Below are 18,829 nucleotides of genomic sequence, written 5' to 3' on the forward strand. Positions count from 1 at the left end.
CTCATTATCTAGACGGTAAATCTGGTGGGCTTGTGATGTCTGGTTCATTTACAGGGATCAAGCTTTTTATAAGGTAGTAGCCAAACACCCCAATGGTAATTCCAGACCCGGCTTTTATTAGCAGTGGAAACTTCCGTTTCACCTCAAAAGTTGGAGAGAATACTACCTCATCTCTATTGCGCTCATCACTGATTTTATATCGATATTCTTTGCCCGGGGGTACATTGTTAGGAATCTTAAGCATGGCGTTCCCCGTATTTGGCAATTCACCCAATCCTCTCACAAGTTTTTCTCCCTGATATAGATCAACATTTAGGATGTTGTCTCCACGCCCACCGGTCCAACGTATATCGGCCATTTTTCCACGTTTCAAAATCATGCCTTTTTCAACTCCGTCCAGCTCAATGAAGGGCACATATATCTGGCCTTTTATTTCCAGCTTGATTCCATCATTGAATTCACCAAGCTCTTCTTTAGCATTCCAAACAATCGTTTTGTTGGCACCTACAGGAATATCAACTCCCACGTCTCCGGAAACTTTTTCAACAGGTTGAATAAAATTGTCCAGTGAGGTATATAAGTGCATTGAATAGCTGCGATCGATTCGCTCATCGATTAGGTTGTATGTGACAAGCATATCAGGCCCTTTCATTTGAATGTTGGTTATTTGGACTTCCTGAGCAAACACCAAATAGGGCAGGATTATTAGTCCTACTAGGCATAATAGTTTCATTATTAGATTGATTTTAGAGGTTATAAAGGCGGTACAAAGGGCTACTTTTAGTAAGTTTTTTGGCGTGTGATTATTGGTTAACCATCTAATATACTGTCATAATATTTTATTCTCAATAGTTTTTATAAAATAATAGATGGAACAAGTATAAGAAGCGTTAAAAATATTAGTTGAATAATCACAAAAGGAATAATGCCCTGATAGATGTGTCTTGTCTTTACTTCGGGCGGTGCTACACCTTTTAAATAAAACAGCGCAAACCCAAATGGAGGAGTGAGAAAAGATGTTTGTAAGTTCACAGCAAGCAAAATTCCAATCCAGATGAGGTCTACTCCGAGCGATACAAATATGGGAGCCACTACTGGTACAATGATGAATACGATTTCAATGAAGTCGATGAAAAAACCAGAAATGAAAACGATAACCATAACCACGATAAGGAAAGTGGTTGCATCCAGATTCGCATCCTGAATGAGGTTTAGCAAAAACTTGTCTCCTTCTAATCCCCTGAAGACAAGAGAAAAAGCAGTTGCTCCAACTAAAATCATAAAAACCATGGAGGTGAGCATGGTCGTTTCTCCCATTACTTCTTTAAGAATGGAGAGATTAAATTTTTTACTCACCACCGCCAAAATCATTGCTCCAAAAGCTCCAACACCTGCAGCTTCTGTCGGGGAGGCTACCCCAGCGAAAATGGAACCTAAAACGATTAAGATTAGAATGAAGGGAAACAGGAAAGATTTCACTACCTCCATAGAAAATCCCTCATCCCGAAATTCCTGAAGTTTTTCTTTAGAGACTTTAGGCACCCGCTCAGGATAAATCTGCCCGTAAACAATAATATAAATCAGATAGATAACCACGAGACAAACACCGGGTACCACAGCGGCTAGAAAAAGATCACCAACTGAAACGTTTAATACGCTCCCTAGTAAAACTAATACCACGGAAGGTGGAATGATTTGCCCGAGTGTTCCGGAAGAGGCAATTACACCTGTGCTAATTCTGGGACCATATCCATTTTTTAACATGGTAGGCAGACTGATCAACCCCATAGTGACTACTGTAGCACCAACAATTCCGGTTGATGCTGCAAGCAAAGCACCCACAACGACAACTGCTATCGCAAGACCCCCACGAATATTGCCGAAAAGCATACTCATGGTATGAAGTAATCTTTCTGCGATACCGGATTTCTCCAGCATCATCCCCATGAAAATGAAGAGCGGCACAGCTAGCAACACGAAATTCTGCATGGTGCCGTAAACGCGCAAGGAGAGGAGGTAGAAAAAATCGATATCAAACACTAAAAGTCCAACCAGAACAGATAGCCCTCCAAGGGTGAATGCAACCGGATATCCAAGCAGGATGAGCAGGAATATTGTTCCAAATAAGATCAGGGGCAGGTATTCAAGCATTTCCCCGAATAGTTTTGTATGATGAAAGGATAAGGGATATACCCTGAAGTCCAAGGAGTAGGAAGCCTGCTGGAATGGTAGACTTGATTACCCATCGTGCCGGAAGTCCTCCCGGCTGAGGGCTGGTTTCACCCAGTTGGTAAGAACTTTGGACAAAAGAAAGGGACTCCCAAAGAGCCACTCCGCAAAAAGGGAGAAGTAAAGTCAATGTTCCAATCAGATTCACCCATGCTTTGGTCTTGTCGGAAAAATTGTGATAAAACACATCTACTCGTACATGCTTGTCGTTTTTGAGGGTAAATGCAGCTCCAAGAAGGAAAATAGCTGCAAATAAATGCCATTCCATTTCGAAAGAAGCTGCAGAAGTGATACTCAATGAATAACGAAGAATTACATCAATAACGATGACCAGCACCAACACAAGTGTGAGCCAGGAAACACCTTTTCCTATTGCGCTATTCAGTTTGTCGATCAGAGTCACTCGACGAAAATAGTAAAAGAACCGAAACCATCTTCATACCTTTGCAGAATGAAGGATATTAGGAAAGAGACGTTGGAGGGTTTGATGGATTGGTTTGAGGCAAACGGGGAAAAGAAGTTTCGCGCGAAACAGGTGTGGGAATGGTTGTGGGCGAAATCCGCGAAGACCTTTGATGAGATGTCAAATCTTTCAAAGCCACTTCGGGACAAATTGAAAGAAGAGTTTTCCATCAATCATATCTCGATTGATAATTCTCAACTCTCTAATGATGGCACCATAAAATCGGCGTTTCGTCTTCACGATAAACACTTAATAGAAGGGGTACTAATCCCTGCCGATGATCGAATGACAGCTTGTGTTTCTTCTCAAGTAGGTTGCTCGTTGAGTTGTAAATTTTGTGCTACCGGATTCATGAAACGTGAGCGTAATTTGGATGGAGGGGAAATTTATGATCAAGTAGTGGCAATCCGTGATCAGGCAGAGGAGCATTACAAGAAGCCACTTTCCAACATTGTTTTCATGGGGATGGGTGAACCTTTGCTCAACTACAAAGGGATGATGGAAGGGATTGATCGAATCACATCCGAGGATGGGCTGAATATGTCTCCAAAGCGAATTACTGTATCTACAGCTGGCATTGCTAAGATGATCAATAAGCTGGCGGATGATGAAGTCAAGTTTAATCTTGCGCTCTCTTTGCATGCGGCAGATGATAAAAAAAGGGACTCCATCATGCCTATCAATGAGACCAACACGCTTGATGCTTTGTTGAAATCACTAAACTATTTCTACGACAAAACAGGCAATCGGATCACCTTCGAATACATTCTTTTTTATGACTTCAACGATTCCATTGAGGATGCTGAGAAATTGTTGAAATACGCTCGTAAAGTTCCGGGAGTGCGCATCAACATTATCGAGTACAACCCCATATCGGAAGCATCCTTTACCAAAGCAGATCCGGAAACAATCGACCGGTTTGCCAATCACTTGATAAAGGGTGGAATTCATACCAGTGTAAGAAGGAGTCGTGGAAAAGATATTGATGCTGCCTGTGGGCAGCTGGCTAATAAATCGAAAGTTGCATAACATGGCCTGATCTTGGCACTTAAAAATTTAAAACGTTACAAATCAATTGCCCCGTAGAATAACTGATCGATTGGTTATAAAAAAAGTATTAGGTTTGCAGACCATTTTTCCTTAAGAGTGATTAAAAGAACTATCTCCCTACTTTCGATAATTGCAATTATTGTGTGTGAATCATTTATCGCCCCTACGCGATTATTTTCTACACAAAAAGTGGCAGCTGTTATTACTGATAGCAGACTTGTAGAGGCTTCCGGCCTGGATCAATCATATACTAATCCTGGATATTTCTGGACCCACAATGATAGTGGAGGGGAGCCGAAATTATACCTGATTGATACCAAGGGACACATTCAGATGGAGGTGGAGCTTGAGGGAGTTGCCAACATGGATTGGGAAGAGATTGTGACAGTTCAGGACGGTGATAAATCATACATATATGTTGCTGAGATTGGCGACAATAAAGCGGTAAGAGATGATATAAGCATTATTCGATTGGAGGAACCAAAAAAGATTCATAATGCAGTCCTTACTATCAAGAATGAAAACTTAACTATCATGCCTTTGCAGTATGCGGAAGGAGCCAGAGATGCAGAGGCATTAATGTTTGATCGTGTTTCAGAAGAGTTTGTATTGATCACCAAACGTGAGGAGAACTCCCTGATATATTCATTTCCATTCCAGCCAGGAAGTGAAAGGATTACAATTAAATCTAAAGGGACGATTCCAACTCGACTTTTCACTGCGGCAGACATGAACGAGCAGGGCGAGATTTTACTTAAACATTATGATGCCATTTACTTCTGGGGTGCTTCACAAGAGCCTGCTGTTGATCGTATTTTAGCATGGAATCCAATATCTATTGATTATTCTCCTGAGCCTCAGGGTGAAGCCATTTGCTGGTACCAAAAGAATTTCTACACCCTCAGCGAAAAGAACGTAGGCAAGCGTCAGGAGATGCTTTTCTTCGAGCGGTTGCGATAGCTATTTTAAACTTCCTGGCAATCTCCTGAGATGCACTCCACTACCGGTGGATTCTCGATTGCGCAATTTGATATAGCATCCGTCAACTCATTGTATTTTGCATTCAGCTCATTGTAACGCCCTCGGAGCTCTTCAAATCTCCCCTCATCAGCAATACTTGCATAGATGATGTAATCAGCGGGACCACCGCATGGTTTTACTCCATAGGCTACAGCTTTACAAGAATTATTATTTGTGCATGATAAATTGGTTAGCGAAACCATCTGAGCATATATGTCACTCATCTCATCCTGAAGCTCATCTGCTGTTAGATCATTATCATCGCTGCATGCGATTAGGCATACGCTTAGAAGAATTATTATGTATTTGCTCATGCTAAATCTGTTTGTAAGATTAATAAGCAAAATCTGTGCTATTTCTTGCTAGCATTGAAAAGCTTCTGCTTTTCATCCTTGCTAAGGCTCTCGTACCCCTTCTCTGAGATCTTGTCCAGAATGGCATCTATTTCAGCCTGAGGAGTTTTTCCTGCTTCCGTTGTGTTTTTTCCAGCCTTCTTCGCCGAGGGCCTTCTGCTTCCACTCCTGTGAGTAACCTTGATCTTTGGCTGGGGCTTAAACATACTTTTCACGAACTGGATAAATGAAATTACCCAGCTACCAATGTCTGTTCCTTTATTTAACTGTGATATGTAGATCCATCCCACTAAAGCACCACCAAGATGAGCTACATTTCCTCCAAAATTGCTATTTGCATTTATACCTACAAGAGAAAGCACAATCACAAAAAAAGCAATGTATTTTATTCTGACTGGTCCAAATAATAGTAAATGGAATGTGTAATTAGGCATTTTAGTTGCGGCAGCAACCACCACAGCATAAACTGCAGCTGATGCACCAACCATTCCCCAATCAGGTTGATTTAATAATGTGTTTGTTGCTGAATTATTATATGTAGGTATCAAATTGTAGGCCAGTAAATAAAGAATTCCTCCTCCTATCGCACCAAGGACATAAAGGCTAAGAACCTTGTTGCTTCCAAGATATTCATTGATTAATCTTCCAAATATGTAGAAAACATACATATTGAATAGAATATGAAAAATACCCGTAAGACTATGAGTAAACCCATAAGTCATGATTGTGTATGGTCTGAAAATAAATCGATCGAAAAGTGGAGGTATAACAAAGTGTTTATGAATTTCTTCAAAAATTGAAGCTGGTAAGAATATCTGTAGCAGTAAAAGAATTAAAAAAATTACTACGTTGATAATAATAATCTGAACTACAGCATTATTAGGCTTGCTCCAGGCGTTTGAAAATTCCTCTTTTATTCCTCCGTTCATTGTTTAATAAAATCTGCGGGTATTGTTTTTCCAGAGCTTTAACAAAATAAAAGCAATTAGCATTCCACTCAGGTGAGCGAGGTGCGCAACGTTATCGCCTGGCATCCGATTAAACTCTGCATATAGCTCATACATGGCGTAAAAGAATACAAGATACTTTGCTTTTATGGGTATAGGAGGAAAGAGCAAAAACAGTTCAGTATTTGGGAATAAGAACGCAAAAGCAAACAGTATTCCGAACACTGCACCTGAAGCTCCAACCATGGTTCCATTAGTCACCACACCCTGATAAATACTTCTTACTGCTGCTACTGTCTGTGATTCGTATGCAGCACTTTCATAATATAAGTCGATCAATTCCCCAGCTCTGGCCACATTGATATAGCCTTTGTTATTTATAACAAAGCTTTCAAAAGCCTCGGGACTTGGATCTTGCATGTAAGCTTCCGCCGCGTTTTTCAAAGGCAGTTTTTCAATTGCATCAGCAGCGCCATAGAGTATTCCGGCACCAATTCCGCAAACCAGATAAAAGATTAAGAATCGTTTAGATCCCCAGACTGTCTCCAGCATTGGTGCAAATACCAAAACCGCAATCATATTACCTACCAGGTGCCACATGCCACCGTGTAACCACATGTACGTGAGAAACTGGTATGGTGCAAACTCTGATGAGTAAATCACTCGCAATCCAAACCAATCATTGAGCGGCAACCTCAATACAGACGCGAGCAGCAAAATCGCAATGTTGATGATTAAAATATTTTTTGCAACTGGGGTGAGTCTTCTAAACACGTTTATTAATTCTAATTTCTAAACTTCTAATTCTAAACTTCCTGGTCAACTTCTAGCCCTTCTTAAACCAATCATTTATTTGCTCTAAACTAACCAAAACATACGTAGGATTCCCATCCGGCGTATAATTTGGTTGTTCACAGGCAAAGAGTCGATCCATCAAATGATCCATCTCTTCTTCCTTCAATTTATTACAGCGATTACCCGCTGTTCGCTTTGCCAGAGCCCTTGCCAGGCTTTCATTCTTGGGAAGATCAAGCTTCTCAGCATTAAACTTATATTGTTCTATTAGACCTTCAAATACCTCCTTTTCGTTGCAGGGAGCCAATTCTGAGGGTATTCCCTGGATTACAATCATGTTTTCGCTCATCTGCTCAAACTCAAACCCTAACTGGTTGATTTCACTTTTTAGCTCCATGGTCAAAGCAAAATCCGAAGGATTCAAATTAACCTGTTGTGGAAACATGCATGATTGTGAGGTGCCTATCCCACTTTTCATTGACTTCTGGTATTGCTCAAACAAAATTCGTTCAAGCGCAGATACTTTGTCAAGCACCACCATCCCACTCTTCACCTGCCGAAGCAAATAACGTCCGTGGAGGTGATAGGTTGGCTTTTTTTCTTCCTGCTCCGTGGGTTGATTCATAGAGCTGCTGAAAGTCGTCTGAACTACCCGTTCTTTCTCAGCTTCTTCGATGGTGGCAATTTCTTCCTGAGAAGCAGAAGCATAAAGCTCATTGAGTTTGTCCAATCGTTCCTGATTGCTTTCCAGTGATTTAAACGAACTGTAATCCCGATCTTTCTGAGAAGAAATGGTTTGGTTTTCTCGTTGGATATTGAGGTGTTCAAAGCTAACATCTGCCGAAAAATCCAATGAAGGTGTCACGTTAAAAGACGCTAGTGCCTGGCGAACAGCTGAGTTGATTACTCCATATAACATCCGGTCATCATCGAATTTCACTTCCGTTTTTGTTGGATGCACATTGATATCTACATGCACCGGATCAATCTCTATAAATAGCACATAGAAAGGAAAGTAATCTTCTTTTAAAAGTCCTTCATACGCCCGTGTAACCGAATGGTTGAGGTAGCTATTCTTGATGAATCGGTTGTTGATAAAAAAGAATTGTTCGCCCCGTGTTTTCTTGGCGTTTTCCGGTTTGCCAATATATCCGGTCACTTTTACCAGTTCGGTCTCCTCACTGCATGGCACAAGTTGCTGCTGATAATTCTTTCCAAAAAGCTGTACGATACGCTTACTTAGTTTCCCTCCATCCAGCTTATAGGTTTCCAAATCGTTCTGTACCATGGAAAATGCAATCTCTGGGTTAGCTAGAGCTATCCGCTGAAATTCATCATTGATGTGACGAAGCTCCACAGGATTTGATTTTAGGAAATTTCTTCTGGCGGGCACATTATAAAAAAGATTTTTCACACAGATCGATGTGCCTTGATTGTAGGCGATTGGCTCCTGGCTTTTTACTTCGGAAGACTCGATGATCAACTGAGTACCCAATTCATCATCCGCATGTCTGGTTTTGAGTTCTACCTGTGCTACTGCTGCGATTGAAGCCATGGCTTCTCCTCTGAATCCCAGCGTACGAATTTTAAATAAATCTTCGGAAGACCGAATTTTTGAAGTAGCGTGACGTTCGAAACTCATTCGTGCATCCGTGCCACTCATCCCGGACCCATTATCCACTACCTGGATAAGGGCTTTTCCGGCATCTTTTACAATCAATTTTACAGATGTAGCACCAGCATCCACGCTGTTTTCCAGCATTTCTTTTACGACAGAAGCAGGGCGTTGCACCACCTCACCAGCGGCAATTTGGTTAGCGATGCTATCAGGCAATAAGTGAATGACGTCACTCATTTGCGTTTTCTTAAAGATTTGAGCCGGTAGATTAAATAACCGGGCACGATGATCCAAAGTAGGTAATAGAAAAGATCATTTCCGAATTGTAACCATCCTAATACCATAACCCCAAGCAATGCGGCAATCCCTAATTGAAGCATGGAAGTAAAGGGGGCCGATTTTGTTTTTCTTTTAAAGCTGATACCAGAAGAATGGTAATCTCTTGTTTCTTTTCCTTCTATTTCTTCCTTTATTCGCTCTGTGCGTTCTTTTATTTCTTCCTTCACCGGATCATAATACCGTGGCTTGATCCGAAATTGCTGATGTTTTGGTAGACGAAATAAGGATGGAAATCGCATTGGGTATAGTTATTGGTCGAATGTTGTGTAAATGAACACGACATGAATGAAAAATTGTTCAAATTTAATCCCGACAAATGAGAATGGGTCAATAACAATGACCTGATTTAGCATTCTCACCAGTCAAAAATGAATTGCCGTCTATGAGGTATTGTTTCCGGCTGATATCCATTATTATGTGTGCTTCGGTTTTTGCCAATGAGTCAAAGACTACAGAAGAGGTATGGATTGATGGTGACTCTTTTTACGAGGCTATAAAACACAAAAAGAAGTCGACAATTTATTTCAAAAACTGGTCCCCCTATATCAGTCATTTTTTGGAGGATGAAAACTATTTTGTGGCTATACAATTAGGAAACACTTTCGATCCATTACCTCACGATCAGGTGGTACTTCCTTCACTTAATGCATTAGCCGCTATTGAGGATGATCAGCTTAGGGCCGATTATTTTATGTTTTTAGAAAGTTTCGGACGTACCAATGGAATCAACCATATGGTTTTACCCGATACTACTGGTTTTTCTTCATTTGAAAAGGAAGTAATCAAGCAGGCAAATGAGCGATCGCCATTTTACTTTTTACATAAATCATCCCTTTCCTATTCAATTCCCGAATCACGAAAGGAATTTGAAAACGTAGCTAAATCGAAACCAACCATCTGGATTGCAGATCAAGATGCCAGCCTTCGAAAATTTAATCGATGGAGTGGTAAACTAGGTGGCGCGAACCAGGCATCATTTTACTCAAAAATAAGAAAGGCCAAGCAGGAAGAATTCTTGCCGGCCTATGACATTCCTGAATCCCTTGGGCGGTCACTTTTCAACGCCAGTGTTGTAGCGATTGATCCAGCGCAAAAACTACCTCTTCAGGAAAAGGTCATTACCTATCTGGGTTCGGATGAACTGTTTCGAAAAAGACTAATGCAATATGCTCATGTTATTGAACATAGAGCCGAGGGAGTCCAATGTATTGTGGATAATCGGTTAAACGATCAGGAGGTTAAAACGGATGATATCGTCATCAATCACCGGTTTGAGAGTCAATACGAAACGGCGTTGATTATTTCAGGCATTGGTGTGGAGCGACAAGATGTGGTTTTAGGTAAAATGCTTTTTGGAGCGATGGAAATTGTAGGAAGAAGCTCAGTTTCTGGAGTCAGAAAAATTTATAACCCTGCGTTTCTTGGATACGCAGATGCGAAATGGGAAGGGATGAACCCTCAACATTTGCTGTGGATCGATTCGCTTGCCAAAGAAGCAATCGGTAAATATGCTACTCCTGGAATTCAACTTGCCGTTGTTAAAAATGGATCGATCGTTTTGGAAAAATCATATGGTTATTACACCTACGACAGCCTCCGACCAGTTCATAATCACACCCGTTATGATATAGCCTCTCTGACAAAAGTAATAGGCACTCTTCCTGCCATTGCCTTATTGGTTGATCAGGGAAAAATCAACCTCGATGACTCTGTAAGTATGCACTTAAGCGCTTTTAGGGGGTCTAACAAATCAAATGTCTCTATACGTCAATTACTTGCACATCACGGAGGTTTGAGATCCTATGTCCCATTTTGGAGTATGATGATGGATGGAGATCGACTGGATGCTTTCTACTATAAAACAAAAGAGGATGAAGAGAGAGACATAAGGACTTATGGAATGGATCCGCACCCTTCAATGCTTGACTCATTGAAGAGCTTCATCGTAAGATCAAAACTGATAAAAAACCCATCTGAATATCATTACAGTGATTTAGGATTTATGATTTTGCATTGGTTGGTTGAAGAAGTTTCAGGCCAACCATTCGATTCATTTCTGGAAGAGAATTTTTATAAGCCAATGAAGCTAACTTACACTTCATTTAACCCGCTTTCTAAGGGTGTTTCACCAACGGCCATTGCACCCACAGAATATGATCATCGTTACAGAAACTACCAGGTTTGGGGCGAAGTTCATGACCGGAATGCCCTGGTATTTGGAGGAGTAGCAGGGCATGCCGGACTATTTTCTACCGCAAGTGATTTAGCCAAAATACTGGCTATGATTATGAATGGAGGCTATTATGGAGGAAAAAAATACATCTCAAAATCCACGCTCGATCAGTTTAATGTCCGATATTTTGAGCATAATCGAAGAGGTCTTGGATGGGATAAAAAGGACGGGATAAAGGATTCGGCTTCCTCTTTAGCCAGCGATCAAAGCTATGGGCATACGGGTTTTACCGGCACGATGGTTTGGGCAGATCCTCAGGAAAATTTAATTTATGTGTTCCTTTCCAACCGCATATATCCGGATGCAAATAACTGGAAATTGGGAGAGTTAAATACCCGAACCCACATCCACGACATTATCTATCAGTCAATTCAGGATTGAAATTGAAACTTATTGAAGCCGGTAGCGGTTTAATCAACTTGAAGAAAAACACCTAATAAATGAAGGTAGGAATTGTATGTTACCCCACTTATGGTGGTAGTGGAGTTGTAGCCACAGAACTTGGGAAGTCTTTAGCCAAAAAAGGGCATGAAATCCACTTTATAACCTATTCCCAACCTACCCGATTGGATTTCTTCAACCCGAATCTTTATTATCACGAAGTAAGCGTAAAGTCATACCCCCTTTTTCAATATCCTCCATACGAGCTTGCGCTGGCAAGTAAAATGGTAGATGTGGTTTTAAATGAAAAGCTTGATTTGTTACATGTGCATTATGCGGTACCTCATGCATCCGCTGCATACATGGCACAGCAGATTTTAAAAACTAAAGGCTGTGAAATTCCATTCATCACAACCCTTCATGGTACGGACATTACCATTGTTGGGAAGGATGCAACGAATGAACCAGTGGTTACATTTTCTATCAATAAATCCGATGGAGTGACAGCTGTATCCCAGGATTTAAAAAATGACACGCTTGAGCATTTTGATATCTCAGTTCCAATCGAAGTAATACCAAACTTCATTGATTTGGAGCGTTTCAAGAAACAGCCCAAGGAACATTTTAAGAAAGCGATTTGTCCTAATGATGAGAAGTTGGTCGTTCATACATCAAACTTCAGGAAAGTGAAGCGTGTTGATGATGTGCTGAAAGTTTTTTGTGAGGTAAGAAAAGTAGTTCCGTCAAAGCTATTATTAATAGGAGATGGGCCTGAAAGAAAGAAGATGGAAGACATGGCCAGGGATATTTGTACAGAAGATATTCGCTTCTTAGGGAAACTAGAAGCCGTAGAAGAGGTCCTTTCAGTAAGTGATTTGTTTTTGATGACATCAGAGAAGGAAAGTTTTGGTCTTGCGGCATTGGAAGCGATGGCATGTGAGGTGCCCGTTATTTCATCCAACGCGGGAGGTTTACCTGAGCTAAATAATGAGGGTAAATCAGGGTATGTATGTGAAATTGGAGATGTAGATACTATGGTAAAACGAGCCATACATATTTTGGACAATAAAAACCTGAGCACTTTCAAAAAGGGAGCTCTGGCAAGAGCAAAAGAATTTGATGTAAACAATGTTCTGCCAATGTATGAATCTTTTTATCAATCCGTTTTAGAGAAACATAAAAAATCATTATCAGAGAGTTTGTAAAAAATTAGGGTTTGTTTTCCCTAATTTTGCCGACAATTAAACGAAGCAATGGAACTTAAGAATAAGCCACACGCCAAAGGAACAAAAGCACTTTTCAAGAATAAATTCATGGAAAGGCTTACGAGAACGCATATAGCTATTCCGCTTGTTGTATTCTCTGTGATTTCCATAGGACTGATGGTCTATGGATTTCAGCAATCGTACTTAAACACTACAAATGCCATACTTCTGTTCATAGGTGGGTTTATGGGATTTACCCTAGTTGAGTATTTGATGCATCGGTTCGTTTTTCATTTAACTCCCTCTACTGAAAAGCGAGAAAAATTTGCTTACACGGTACATGGGGTTCATCATGACTACCCGAAAGACAAAGATCGGTTGGCCATGCCGATCCCACTCAGCTTAACACTATCCACTGTCTTTTTCCTCTTGTTTCAATTAATCATGGGAGTCCATGTGTTTGCTTTTTTACCCGGCTTTTTGATGGGTTATGCTTACTACTTATGGATTCACTATATGGTACATGCATATCAACCGCCTAAAAATTTCTGGAAAGTGCTTTGGGTGCATCACGGCATTCACCATTATAAAGATCCGGGAAATGCATTTGGCGTATCATCCCCATTCTGGGATGTAGTGTTTGGCACAATGCCTAAGAAATAATTACTTATTTTCTTTCTTATTCTTCTTGGCAGCCTTTTTTGCCTCTCTGGCTTTTCGCTTTTCTGGGGAGGCAGGTTCTAGCGTGGCTTTAAACAAAAAATCCCTTGTTCCCCAAAATAAACTGGTGATTAATGTTGCGAATATGGGTCTTCTACCGGGCATAGTTTGTTAAAAATCTAACGTTAATTTAACGCAAAAAATTCTCATTTACATATTCCTTCAACGGAAGGAAATCATTCTTGTCGGTTTTTAGTTAAGTTAATGCTATGATCGGATACCGATTTACTGAATTTATACCCGAGAAAAATCCAGAGCAGACCACCTTTGATAATCTGCTCAATATTTTTCTTCAACTACTTGTCATCACCTCCGGAGATGTCAATGAGGCACTGAGCTGGCTAACCAACCTGGACAGAGAGCATTCAATCTCAACCGCTGATTATGGGATAGGAGATTTTATAGATGACCTTAAAAATAAAGGTTACATCGATGATAAAAACGAGAAAGGTGAGTTTAGAATCACTGCCAAAAGTGAGCAGGAAATAAGGAAAAGCGCACTCGAAGAAATCTTCGGTAAGCTGAAGAAATCTGGTAAAGGCAGTCATAAAACGGATCACACAGGAATAGGGGATGAGATTACCTCTGATTATCGCGAGTTTCAATTTGGCGACTCACTCGAGCAAATTGAAATGACTGAAAGTCTACGTAATGCACAAATCAATCATGGCTTAAATGATCTAACACTCACCGAGAATGATCTTGAGATTCGGGAGCGGGAATATAAAACGCAGACATCCACGGTACTGATGATCGACATTAGTCACTCCATGATACTTTATGGGGAAGATCGGATCACACCAGCGAAAAAGGTAGCAATGGCTTTGGCTGAGCTGGTGAAAAGAAAGTATCCAAAAGATACCCTTGATGTAATTGTCTTTGGCAATGACGCCTGGCAGATTGAAGTCAAAGATTTACCGTATTTAAACGTAGGTCCATTTCATACCAACACGGTTGCTGGCCTGGAACTTGCGATGGATTTACTCCGCAGAAGGAAAAACAAAAACAAACAGATTTTTATGATCACTGATGGCAAACCTACTTGCCTGAAAGAGGGAATTAAATATTATAAAAACAGCTTCGGGCTTGATCCGAAAATTTTAAATGAAACGCTAAACCTAGCTGCACAGTGTCGCAGGATTAAAATCCCGATCACAACCTTTATGATAGCTTCTGACCCATATCTTCAGGAGTTTGTGAGAGAGTTTACAGAAGTGAACAATGGCAATGCGTATTACAGCAGTTTGCAGGGGTTGGGTAATCTCATTTTTGAGGATTATCGCAGAAATAGAAGAAAAAATCTTTAGTGCCATTCGCACATTGAAAAAAATTATTGATGAAATACCAGGATTTAAATGCTGAGCAAAAGACTCGGATCAGTACGTTAGGAGAATTAAAAAATACAGGATATGGATCGCAATCCATAAAAGAAGAGCTGCGCAACAACCTGATCAAAACGAAGCGTGCAGGCGAAAATATTTTTGAGGGAATATGGGGCTATGAAGACTCAGTAATTCCTGATGTCGAACGCGCCATCCTTTCTCGTCACAACATTAACTTTTTAGGATTGAGAGGCCAGGCAAAAACCCGAATGGCACGAATGATGACGCGATTGCTGGATGAGTACATTCCGGTGATAAAAGACGCTCCGCTCAATGACGATCCACTTAATCCCATTTCAAAATTTGCGCGGGATCAAGTAAATGAACTCGGTGAAGATACACCCATTGGTTGGATGCATCGAGATGAGCGTTACACGGAAAAGCTGGCAACACCTGATGTGACCATTGCTGATTTGATTGGTGATGTAGATCCCATTAAAGCAGCCAGTTTAAAACTTCCTTATTCCGATGAGCGTGTGATTCACTTTGGGTTGGTACCAAGATCACATCGGGGGATTTTCGTCATCAACGAGCTACCTGATTTGCAAGCCAGGATTCAGGTAGCACTTTTTAACATTCTTCAGGAGGGAGATATTCAAATCAGAGGATTCAAATTAAGAATGCCTCTGGATGTGCAGTTTGTTTTTACTGCTAACCCTGAGGATTATACGAATCGGGGATCGATTGTAACACCATTAAAAGACCGGATCGATAGTCAGATCATCACACACTATCCATCATCGATTGATATAGGGAAGAAGATCACCAAACAAGAAGCAATTCTGGCTAAGGAACAGCAGGACAATATTGAGATTTTCGATCTAGCCAAAGACCTGATTGAACAAATCGCAATTGAAGCAAGAGATAGTGAATATGTGGATGCGAAAAGTGGGGTGTCCGCTCGCTTGACTATTTCCGCTTATGAAAATCTAGTCAGTGCCTGTGAGCGCCGGATGCTTATCAGTGGTGAGGCTAAAGCCAATGTTCGATTAACTGATTTTATCGGGGTGATTCCTGCCATTACAGGAAAGGTGGAGCTTGTCTATGAAGGAGAGCAAGAAGGGCCTGGAATTGTGGCCAACAATCTGGTTGGAAAAGCCATCCGTTCACAATTCATCAACTACTTTCCTGATCCGGAAAAGGAACGTAAAAAAGAAAAAGGGAACACTTATGAGCCGATCAAAGAATGGTTCGAAAAAGGAAACATGGTAGACCTGATTTTTGACGCGAAGGAGAAAGATTACCAGAAAGAACTAAAGGAGATTCCCGGCTTAGAAAAGCTCGTAGATAAGTACCAGAAAACTTCTCATGAAGGGTTTAAGTACTTTTTGATGGAATTCGCGTTATTTGGATTAGCGGAATATAGCATGCTCAGCAAGCATCAGCTGGAGCAAGGCATGCAGTTCAAAGATTTATTTACAAGCATGTTTTCCATGCCGGAAATGGGGGATGATGAATGAGAAGGTCAAAGAAGCACTTAAGTTAATTCGACAAGGAGAAGGCCAGTTTGTAGAGTTTAAGAACAAGGCGAAGTTTCCAGAGAAGATCATTCGTGAAGTGGTTGCTTTTGCCAACTCCAGTGGAGGTCATTTATTTATTGGAGTTAACGATAATGGATCACTGGCGGGCTTAAAATACCCTGAAGACGAGGAGTATGTTTTAACCAAAGCAATTGCAGAACTGTGCAGGCCGGCTATCAATTTCACCGTTGATTTATTGCAAGTGAAAGAAGACAAAGAGATTCTTCATTACCACATACCCGAAAGTAAAGACAAACCTCATTTTGCATTTCTTGAAAAGAAGCATCGTTATGGAAAAGCATTTGTGCGATCAGCAGATCACTCCATACAGGCTAGTTATGAAGTGAGGCAGATTTTAAAGAGAAGCAAGAGAGCGCATCAACCCATAGAATTTGAAGAAAAAACAAAACAGCTATTTCAATACTTTGAAAGTCACCCAGGGATTACGTTGAGTGAGTATATTGAATTAAGCGGCCTGAATAAAAAGCTTGCTTCTAATAAGTTAATCCATTTGGCTTTATCCGGTGCTTTAAAAATTGAGCCAAAGGAAGGTGGTGATATCTTCATGCCTACCGAATAATTTTCTTCAAATTCTATCTGTTTCACTTCTTTTTTTCAAGTGAAACTCCAATATTACAGATGATCCTCATCGGAACTATAAACCGCTAATCCGTATGGCTAAATCCTCCAGACAGAAAAAGATTTTCATTCTCGATACCTCAGTTATTCTTTACTCTCACGATTCCATTCTCAATTTTGCGGAGCACGATGTGGGGATTCCCATTACTGTTTTGGAAGAGCTAGACCAGTTTAAGAAGGGAAATGACACAAAGAACTTTGAGGCCAGGGAATTTATCCGGCTGCTAGATCGATTAGCTAAGGATCATAGCCTTCAAGACTGGATTCCATTAAATGGAAAAACAAAAGGTTGCTTTAAGGTCATAATGGATTCTGACAGTACGCTCGATGCTACCCAGGTTTTCAACGATGGCAAAAATGATCACCGCATATTAAATGCCGCGCTTACGATTAAAGAGCAAGAGCCAAAGCGAAAAGTCATCCTGGTTTCAAAGGACATCAACCTGCGTTTGAAAGCGAAATCCCTTGAGTTGCCTGCTGAGGATTACGAGACCGGTAAAATCAAAAATGTCAATACGCTCACCACTGGAAAAACTGAACTCGAAGACATTAATTCAGAACACATCGATGAACTATTCAAGAGGAATGTGATAGATCGAAAGAAAATCCTGAAGCGTAAGAAATTTCCGGCCAACAACTATTTTATTCTTAAGAGCGAGAAAAATTCTGTGCTAGGGTATTACAATCCTATTGAGGATACAGTTGAAAAGGTGGAAAAGCAGATGGTCTACGGGATCAAGCCAAAAAATGCCGAACAAACTTTTGCAATGCATGCCATCTTAAATCCGGAGATCAAGCTAGTCAGCATCAATGGAGTTGCAGGGACAGGTAAAACGCTTTTGGCGTTAGCATCTGCGCTGGAACAAAGGCGGAATTATAAGCAGATCTATTTGGCAAGGCCTATCGTGCCGTTGAGCAATAAAGACATTGGATATCTGCCTGGTGACATCAAATCAAAGCTAAATCCTTACATGGAGCCACTATGGGACAACTTGAAATTCATCCAGCATCAGTTCAAGGAAAATGACAAGGAGTTTACCCGTATTTCTGACATGGTGACTCAGGAAAAGCTGATGATTACTCCATTAGCATATATCCGTGGTAGAAGCTTATCAAACATCTTTTTCATTGTTGATGAGGCACAAAATCTAACGCCACATGAAATAAAAACCATAATTACGCGTGCAGGTGAAAACACAAAAATCATTTTTACGGGAGATATTTATCAGATTGACACGCCTTATCTGGATTCACAATCCAATGGCTTATCCTATTTGATTGACCGTATAAAAGATCATCCGATGTTCGCACATATCACGCTCGAAAAAGGTGAAAGATCCGAGCTTGCTAACCTTGCAAATGAATTATTGTAATGCCTTTTATTGACACCATTCAACCAGAACAAGCCGAAGGACAATTAAAGGAAATATATGATGGCTTGATCAAGAGTCGGGGGAAAATAGCTGAGGTGCATAAAATCCAGTCATTGAACCCAGAGTCAATTACCAATCACATGGATTTGTACATGACCATTATGTTTGGAAAATCGCCCCTGAGGAGGGTGCAAAGGGAGATGATGGCTGTTATTGTATCTATTTCCAATAAATGTGAGTACTGTCAGATCCATCATCTAGAGGCAGTAAAAAATTTCTGGAAGGATGACGAGAAGCTAAAAGCTTTTCAGGCAGATTTCGAAAACGCCCCATTGAATGACCGTGAAAAAGCACTTTGTAGGTTTGCAAAAGCATTAACGGAAACACCTGAAAAATCAAATGATGCAGGCCTTGTAAACCCTCTTAAAAACGCTGGATTCAATGACCGTGAAATTCTGGATGCAACGCTGGTCATTGCCTACTTCAATTTTGTAAATCGGATTGTGTTAGGCCTTGGTGTTAGTCTTGAAGAAAATCCTGGAGGATACAAGTATGAATAATG

18 protein-coding genes are annotated in these 18,829 nt (G+C 40.6%); 10 read left to right on the top strand and 8 right to left on the bottom strand.

Translation table 11 applies throughout. The features are described from left to right. Positions 1-4: 4 nt before the first annotated feature. The 3 genes from CHB71_RS08195 to CHB71_RS08205 all read right to left on the bottom strand — a co-directional run bounded on the left by CHB71_RS08195 (position 5) and on the right by CHB71_RS08205 (position 2,632). Positions 5-733, bottom strand: coding sequence for a hypothetical protein (locus tag CHB71_RS08195; protein WP_089356436.1), 729 nt, complete (start codon positions 731-733; stop codon positions 5-7). 122 nt (positions 734-855) lie between these two features. Then, positions 856-2,151: a TRAP transporter large permease gene (locus CHB71_RS08200; RefSeq protein ID WP_089356437.1), complete on the bottom strand. Its 1,296-nt coding sequence runs from the start codon at positions 2,149-2,151 to the stop codon at positions 856-858. After that, a complete protein-coding gene (locus CHB71_RS08205; protein WP_089356438.1) occupies positions 2,144-2,632 on the bottom strand; it encodes a TRAP transporter small permease subunit in 489 nt (162 codons plus the stop codon). Before CHB71_RS08205 ends, CHB71_RS08200 begins: the two co-directional genes overlap by 8 nt. 48 nt (positions 2,633-2,680) lie before the next feature. Between CHB71_RS08205 and rlmN the strand changes: the two genes are divergently transcribed. Together rlmN and CHB71_RS08215 are read left to right on the top strand one after the other, a co-directional pair. Beyond that, complete coding sequence (gene rlmN / locus CHB71_RS08210) at positions 2,681-3,721, top strand: 23S rRNA (adenine(2503)-C(2))-methyltransferase RlmN (RefSeq protein WP_089356439.1); 1,041 nt, start codon at positions 2,681-2,683, stop codon at positions 3,719-3,721. Positions 3,722-3,883: 162 nt separating this feature from the next. Then, the gene (locus tag CHB71_RS08215; protein WP_144017372.1) at positions 3,884-4,702 is read left to right on the top strand and encodes a hypothetical protein; all 819 of its coding nucleotides are present in this window, start codon (positions 3,884-3,886) and stop codon (positions 4,700-4,702) included. 5 nt (positions 4,703-4,707) lie between these two features. Here CHB71_RS08215 and CHB71_RS08220 read toward each other — a convergent pair whose 3' ends face one another. The 5 genes from CHB71_RS08220 to CHB71_RS08240 are packed head-to-tail and all read right to left on the bottom strand — an operon-like array spanning position 4,708 to position 9,053. Beyond that, on the bottom strand, positions 4,708-5,076 hold the full coding sequence (locus CHB71_RS08220) for a hypothetical protein (RefSeq protein WP_089356441.1): 369 nt from the start codon (positions 5,074-5,076) through the stop codon (positions 4,708-4,710). Positions 5,077-5,114: 38 nt separating this feature from the next. Beyond that, a complete protein-coding gene (locus tag CHB71_RS08225; RefSeq protein WP_089356442.1) occupies positions 5,115-6,044 on the bottom strand; it encodes a rhomboid family intramembrane serine protease in 930 nt (309 codons plus the stop codon). Positions 6,045-6,047: 3 nt separating this feature from the next. Then, entirely contained in the window at positions 6,048-6,836 is a 789-nt protein-coding gene (locus CHB71_RS08230; RefSeq protein ID WP_089356443.1) for a rhomboid family intramembrane serine protease, read from the bottom strand. Between the two features lie 52 nt (positions 6,837-6,888). Beyond that, positions 6,889-8,712: a DNA mismatch repair endonuclease MutL gene (gene mutL / locus CHB71_RS08235; RefSeq protein ID WP_089356444.1), complete on the bottom strand. Its 1,824-nt coding sequence runs from the start codon at positions 8,710-8,712 to the stop codon at positions 6,889-6,891. Then, positions 8,709-9,053 (bottom strand): hypothetical protein, encoded by a 345-nt coding sequence (locus tag CHB71_RS08240; RefSeq protein WP_089356445.1) that lies wholly within the window; start codon positions 9,051-9,053, stop codon positions 8,709-8,711. Before CHB71_RS08240 ends, mutL begins: the two co-directional genes overlap by 4 nt. 143 nt (positions 9,054-9,196) lie before the next feature. Between CHB71_RS08240 and CHB71_RS08245 the strand changes: the two genes are divergently transcribed. From CHB71_RS08245 to CHB71_RS08280, 8 genes are all read left to right on the top strand, one after another. After that, positions 9,197-11,428: a serine hydrolase domain-containing protein gene (locus tag CHB71_RS08245; RefSeq protein ID WP_089356446.1), complete on the top strand. Its 2,232-nt coding sequence runs from the start codon at positions 9,197-9,199 to the stop codon at positions 11,426-11,428. 59 nt (positions 11,429-11,487) lie between these two features. Beyond that, positions 11,488-12,633, top strand: coding sequence for an N-acetyl-alpha-D-glucosaminyl L-malate synthase BshA (gene bshA, locus CHB71_RS08250; RefSeq protein WP_089356447.1), 1,146 nt, complete (start codon positions 11,488-11,490; stop codon positions 12,631-12,633). Between the two features lie 48 nt (positions 12,634-12,681). After that, the gene (locus tag CHB71_RS08255; protein WP_089356448.1) at positions 12,682-13,296 is read left to right on the top strand and encodes a sterol desaturase family protein; all 615 of its coding nucleotides are present in this window, start codon (positions 12,682-12,684) and stop codon (positions 13,294-13,296) included. Positions 13,297-13,562: 266 nt separating this feature from the next. Next, a complete protein-coding gene (locus tag CHB71_RS08260; protein ID WP_089356449.1) occupies positions 13,563-14,660 on the top strand; it encodes a vWA domain-containing protein in 1,098 nt (365 codons plus the stop codon). Between the two features lie 29 nt (positions 14,661-14,689). Continuing rightward, positions 14,690-16,195, top strand: coding sequence for a sigma 54-interacting transcriptional regulator (locus tag CHB71_RS08265; protein ID WP_089356450.1), 1,506 nt, complete (start codon positions 14,690-14,692; stop codon positions 16,193-16,195). Continuing rightward, positions 16,185-16,835: an AlbA family DNA-binding domain-containing protein gene (locus CHB71_RS08270; RefSeq protein ID WP_089356451.1), complete on the top strand. Its 651-nt coding sequence runs from the start codon at positions 16,185-16,187 to the stop codon at positions 16,833-16,835. Before CHB71_RS08265 ends, CHB71_RS08270 begins: the two co-directional genes overlap by 11 nt. A gap of 94 nt (positions 16,836-16,929) precedes the next feature. Continuing rightward, entirely contained in the window at positions 16,930-18,267 is a 1,338-nt protein-coding gene (locus CHB71_RS08275; protein ID WP_179213351.1) for a PhoH family protein, read from the top strand. Continuing rightward, the gene (locus tag CHB71_RS08280; protein ID WP_089356453.1) at positions 18,267-18,827 is read left to right on the top strand and encodes a peroxidase-related enzyme; all 561 of its coding nucleotides are present in this window, start codon (positions 18,267-18,269) and stop codon (positions 18,825-18,827) included. The genes CHB71_RS08275 and CHB71_RS08280 overlap by 1 nt, the downstream gene beginning before the upstream one ends. Positions 18,828-18,829: the final 2 nt, after the last annotated feature.

The organism is Ekhidna lutea (genome assembly GCF_900188325.1).
Classification (GTDB): Bacteria; Bacteroidota; Bacteroidia; order Cytophagales; family Cyclobacteriaceae; genus Ekhidna; species Ekhidna lutea.

Bases quoted from the DNA above. Each gene is read 5' to 3' on its own strand.
- CHB71_RS08195 (WP_089356436.1), bottom strand. From the start codon at position 733: ATGAAACTATTATGCCTAGTAGGACTAATAATCCTGCCCTATTTGGTG.
- CHB71_RS08245 (WP_089356446.1), top strand. From the start codon at position 9,197: ATGAGGTATTGTTTCCGGCTGATATCCATTATTATGTGTGCTTCGGTT.
- CHB71_RS08270 (WP_089356451.1), top strand. From the start codon at position 16,185: ATGATGAATGAGAAGGTCAAAGAAGCACTTAAGTTAATTCGACAAGGA.
- CHB71_RS08225 (WP_089356442.1), bottom strand. From the start codon at position 6,044: ATGAACGGAGGAATAAAAGAGGAATTTTCAAACGCCTGGAGCAAGCCT.
- CHB71_RS08220 (WP_089356441.1), bottom strand. From the start codon at position 5,076: ATGAGCAAATACATAATAATTCTTCTAAGCGTATGCCTAATCGCATGC.
- CHB71_RS08240 (WP_089356445.1), bottom strand. From the start codon at position 9,053: ATGCGATTTCCATCCTTATTTCGTCTACCAAAACATCAGCAATTTCGG.
- bshA (WP_089356447.1), top strand. From the start codon at position 11,488: ATGAAGGTAGGAATTGTATGTTACCCCACTTATGGTGGTAGTGGAGTT.
- CHB71_RS08200 (WP_089356437.1), bottom strand. From the start codon at position 2,151: ATGCTTGAATACCTGCCCCTGATCTTATTTGGAACAATATTCCTGCTC.
- CHB71_RS08255 (WP_089356448.1), top strand. From the start codon at position 12,682: ATGGAACTTAAGAATAAGCCACACGCCAAAGGAACAAAAGCACTTTTC.
- rlmN (WP_089356439.1), top strand. From the start codon at position 2,681: ATGAAGGATATTAGGAAAGAGACGTTGGAGGGTTTGATGGATTGGTTT.
- mutL (WP_089356444.1), bottom strand. From the start codon at position 8,712: ATGAGTGACGTCATTCACTTATTGCCTGATAGCATCGCTAACCAAATT.
- CHB71_RS08260 (WP_089356449.1), top strand. From the start codon at position 13,563: ATGATCGGATACCGATTTACTGAATTTATACCCGAGAAAAATCCAGAG.
- CHB71_RS08265 (WP_089356450.1), top strand. From the start codon at position 14,690: ATGAAATACCAGGATTTAAATGCTGAGCAAAAGACTCGGATCAGTACG.
- CHB71_RS08275 (WP_179213351.1), top strand. From the start codon at position 16,930: ATGGCTAAATCCTCCAGACAGAAAAAGATTTTCATTCTCGATACCTCA.
- CHB71_RS08280 (WP_089356453.1), top strand. From the start codon at position 18,267: ATGCCTTTTATTGACACCATTCAACCAGAACAAGCCGAAGGACAATTA.